This window comes from Pseudanabaena biceps PCC 7429, assembly GCF_000332215.1.
Classification (GTDB): domain Bacteria; phylum Cyanobacteriota; class Cyanobacteriia; order Pseudanabaenales; family Pseudanabaenaceae; genus Pseudanabaena; species Pseudanabaena biceps.
In genome coordinates this window covers 1-4,014 of the sequence record NZ_ALWB01000319.1, presented here as the reverse complement: position 1 = coordinate 4,014, position 4,014 = coordinate 1, and the positions used below count along the sequence as shown (strand labels likewise).

5 protein-coding genes are annotated in these 4,014 nt (G+C 40.0%); 4 read left to right on the top strand and 1 reads right to left on the bottom strand.

Going from position 1 to position 4,014, the window contains the following annotated elements; genetic code table 11:
• Positions 1-224: 224 nt before the first annotated feature.
• The 4 genes from PSE7429_RS21630 (at position 225) to glnT (ending at position 3,370) form a co-directional block, all read left to right on the top strand.
• Positions 225-584 (top strand): hypothetical protein, encoded by a 360-nt coding sequence (locus PSE7429_RS21630; protein WP_009629510.1) that lies wholly within the window; start codon positions 225-227, stop codon positions 582-584.
• Between the two features lie 69 nt (positions 585-653).
• Positions 654-1,196, top strand: coding sequence for a hypothetical protein (locus PSE7429_RS21625; protein WP_009629509.1), 543 nt, complete (start codon positions 654-656; stop codon positions 1,194-1,196).
• A gap of 4 nt (positions 1,197-1,200) precedes the next feature.
• A complete protein-coding gene (locus PSE7429_RS21620; protein WP_144052561.1) occupies positions 1,201-1,932 on the top strand; it encodes a lecithin retinol acyltransferase family protein in 732 nt (243 codons plus the stop codon).
• Between the two features lie 130 nt (positions 1,933-2,062).
• Positions 2,063-3,370, top strand: a complete 1,308-nt coding sequence (glnT, locus tag PSE7429_RS21615; RefSeq protein WP_009629507.1) for a type III glutamate--ammonia ligase — start codon at positions 2,063-2,065, stop codon at positions 3,368-3,370.
• Here the strand turns inward: glnT and PSE7429_RS23965 are convergent.
• The gene (locus PSE7429_RS23965; protein ID WP_009629506.1) at positions 3,359-3,832 is read right to left on the bottom strand and encodes a hypothetical protein; all 474 of its coding nucleotides are present in this window, start codon (positions 3,830-3,832) and stop codon (positions 3,359-3,361) included. The two genes, glnT and PSE7429_RS23965, sit on opposite strands and share 12 nt — an antisense overlap.
• Positions 3,833-4,014 lie beyond the last annotated feature (182 nt).

The following is a 4,014-nucleotide window of genomic DNA, read 5'->3' as shown; positions in this document are numbered from 1 at the left end:
TCCTAACCCTCAATATTCTCGTTTTCATTCTCTTAGATTTCCTCAGTTCTTTATTCTCTGAGTTACTTTTTCCTGCTCTTTTTCTGCCTATCTCAATCACCTTAGTCTAAACTCCAGTTGGTGAATTCAGCTATCAAAAAATATGCTTAATTCATAAAACTTAGCTTTGTAGGGATATTTTTTTATGCTGTAATAACTATAGTTACTTGTATAAAATAAAAATTATGCTTGATCCCTTAAATCCCATCGCTAGAGTCTATGAAAAGATTCATGATTCTGTAGAAGACTGGAATAGACCTGCACAAGCGGCTAATCAAATATCAAGTGTTGCTGAACAAGTTGTAGATTTTTTGAATGAAGTTGAAGGTATGACACAGGCTCATAGTAGGGACTTCAAAAAAGCAACTCCGCGCTTTACTCTTCGTGATGGTTCCGTACTAAAGATGTGGAAAAATCCTGTTGGTGTTAACCATCTATTTATTGCCGATACTGAAGGCAATATGATCTTTGGTGGCTTTGTTGGGTGGATTCATGCTGATGGATTAAATGAAGCGATCGCAAAAATTAGACGCAATTTTACATAAAAGCATTTCTAGTCGTGAATAAATGACTTCTTCATTTGTACATCCAAATAAGTTAATAATCTTGATACTATGGAATTGATAGAAAAAATCATACTAGCCTTACCTTCAATAATCATCGCAGGCATTGTCGCTTACATTGCTTATCAGCAGTATGAAATAAATCGTCAAAAGTTAAAACTTGATTTATATGATAGAAGATTCAAAATATACAGTGCTGCTATTGCTTTGGTGCGTTTTGCCTATGAACCATTCCCTGATCAGAGGTATAAAGATATTACTGAAAAAATCGACAATGAATTTACAGATCATTTGAGTGCAGCTTATTTTCTGCTTAACCGAGAAGCCTTTAATACTCTTGAGCAAATTAGCCAAGAAGTTCGTGATCTTGCTAGTGCAATGGAATCAAGATTATCTACAGTTGAAAAATTGAATCAGCTACAAGGAGCAAACACAGAAGAATGTGAGGATCTTAATAATGATCGAAGGAAATGGAATTCAAAAATAGAATCAATTAGACAATCATTATCAAAAACCCACAGAATCAACTCTATATTTCTTCCATATCTTGATTTTAGAAGCTTGTATTATAATCACAACCGAACAAAAAAATAGGTTATTGCAAGTTTATAAATTAGGAAGACAAAAAATAATGTTTGAGATAGGAGATATTTTGTCAGTTGAATTATTTGCTCATACTCGACATTTCTTTGTTTATATTGGCGATGGAAAGATAGTCGAGTGGGGACCTTGGGACGGAATGTCTTGGATGGGCGGCAAAGGTCATGTTTTTACAAAAGAGTTGTTTAAATCTGGTTCAGAGTATAAATCTTTAGGTAGTGATGGAGAATTAAAAGAAATTACTCTAGAACAGCGTACAGGAGCTAGTGAGTCTTTGATTAATCAGAGAATTAGAGAAATGACTACAGGGATTGACTATCATTTAGGTCATCGAAATTGTGAACATTTTGCGTATTATGTTACTGGATATACAGGTTATTCTAAGCAAAGTGTTTCTCATATGTTTACTGATCACGATCCATTTACAAGTAATTCTATGATTCAGAACTTCCGTGAACTAAAAGATGAGCTTTTGAGGTCTAGTCATTGTGGAGTGGTTGGTTTATCTAGGGGAGACTTTAAAGATTCTACGCTTGTTGGCAAACTCAATGATGGTCATTATGTTTATCACTATAGTCATCCTTTAGGAGGTCAACACCTTTATGTAACCACTATTCCTAAATCTGAAAATTTTGAAGCTAGTTACGATTCAGTTTTGTTAGCATATTATGGTGCATTCATAGGGAGAGGGGAGATTCTAAGTATTGTTAGGAAAGTGAGGGGATGCTAAACTCTGCATCGGATAGCAAATTCACGCAGAAATTACCTTGAAATATTATTGACAAGATTGATACCAGATTAAATTTTAATTTGAGCGATAATCCCGTTTGCTGAGAGATAAACATTGTGATTACGGGATTATGACTAAGGCTCTATCGGAAATTGCTCAAGAAAAAGGGATTCGCTACTTTCTCATTTCCTTCACTGACCTCTTTGGCGTGCAACGCGCTAAATTAGTTCCAACCGCAGCGATCGACTCGATGGAAGCCAACGGCGCGGGATTTGCAGGATTCGCCACATGGCTCGACATGACACCCGCCGATCCTGATATCTTCGCCATTCCCGATCGCAACAGTCTTTTCCCCTTACCTTGGCAACCCGAAATTGGCTGGATGCCCGCCGATCTCTACATGAATGGTGAACCCGTCAAACAAGCCCCACGCTATGTTCTCAAGCAAGCCCTGAGTCAAGCGGAAGCCCTCGGCTATCGTGTCAAAACTGGTGTGGAATGTGAGTATTTCTTGCTCTCTGCTGATGGTACAGATATTTCCGATTTAAGCGATCGCGCTAGCAAGCCCTGCTACGATCAACAAGCCTTAATGCGCCGCTTCGATATCATTGCCGAAATCTGCGATGCGATGTTAGCGATGGGTTGGGGAGCCTATCAGAACGATCATGAAGATGCGAATGGTCAGTTTGAGATGAACTGGACTTATGCCGATGCCTTAGTCACAGCCGATCGCCATGCCTTTTTTAAATATATGGTCAAAGCGATCGCTGAAAAGCACGGCTTCCGCGCCACCTTCATGCCCAAACCATTCCCACACCTAACAGGCAACGGCTGTCATACCCATCTCTCCATTTGGGATTTAGAAGGAAATAAAAATCTCTTCGATGACGCAAAGGGAGAACTCGGTTTATCGAGCCTCGCCTATCAATTTATCGGTGGTGTATTGCATTCCGCCGAATCCGTCTGCGCTTTCACCAATCCCACCGTCAATTCCTATAAGCGGATTAATGCCCCCGTCACCAACTCTGGCGCAACATGGTCGCCCAATACGATCAGCTACACAGGTAACAATCGCACCCACATGATCCGCATTCCCGAAGCAGGTCGCTTTGAGTTCCGTCTCGCCGATGGAGCCGCGAATCCCTATCTCCTCCCTGCTGCCCTCATCGTCAGTGGTCTCGATGGCATCAAACACCAACGTGAAGCAGGTCAACGTTATGACAATAATTCCTACACCGATCCGCTTCCCTTTGGTACGGTGAAACAGTTGCCAGCAAATCTTTTGGATGCGCTGCGATGTTTACAAGCCAATACGATTCTGCCCGATGCGTTAGGTTCAGAGTTTGTGCAATCCTACATCAAGTTAAAGCAACGCGAATGGAATGATTACAGTACTCGCATTAGTCCTTGGGAATTAGAAAATACTTTAGATTGTTGAAACAGGCAAAAAGACATGATGAATTGTAAACTCACGATCTGGTAGATGGTGCAAGCTTTCTCTGGTCAAGTTCTCTGGTAATCTAGATGACGGATTTAATCCTTTTGAGGGTTTCATTTGTAAATCCTTGTAATGATCTTTGATTTGTTTATTAACGGCTGTAATCGCACCATCAATCTTTCCATTCATCACATATCCAATCATGCCACCTTGCTTTAAACCTATTGCATATTGAGGCTCTGAACCAACAAATCTAGTCATCCCATTCATAACATATTCTTTTGCAAGGGAACTAGTTCGACCATTCTTATCAATTACATTTAGTCGCTTGCACTCAAACGCAAAGTAGACTTCACTGCGATGATCACAAGTAAGACATAAATCGATTCTCCCAATTTCTTCTCCTGTTTCAGGATCATCTATTGACACTTCACGCTCGATTTTGAGAGGAAGCCCATTCAAATCTCTGTGCTGCAATAGCTTTAGGCGAAACTTTCTTGTAATAGGGACTTCATGATCATTTGGTAACGGTTTTCTTAGTACAGGACAAAAAGTTGCAAAAGTAGACAGGAAGGGGTTTTATAGAAGATAACCACATCGGCTATAACCCCCCCTATGAAAGAGATTAACCTATTCCGCGAAAT

What these genes read in the sequence shown, in the direction of transcription:
- PSE7429_RS21630 (WP_009629510.1), top strand. Translation starts at nt 225, where the DNA reads ATGCTTGATCCCTTAAATCCCATCGCTAGAGTCTATGAAAAGATTCAT.
- PSE7429_RS21625 (WP_009629509.1), top strand. Translation starts at nt 654, where the DNA reads ATGGAATTGATAGAAAAAATCATACTAGCCTTACCTTCAATAATCATC.
- glnT (WP_009629507.1), top strand. Translation starts at nt 2,063, where the DNA reads ATGACTAAGGCTCTATCGGAAATTGCTCAAGAAAAAGGGATTCGCTAC.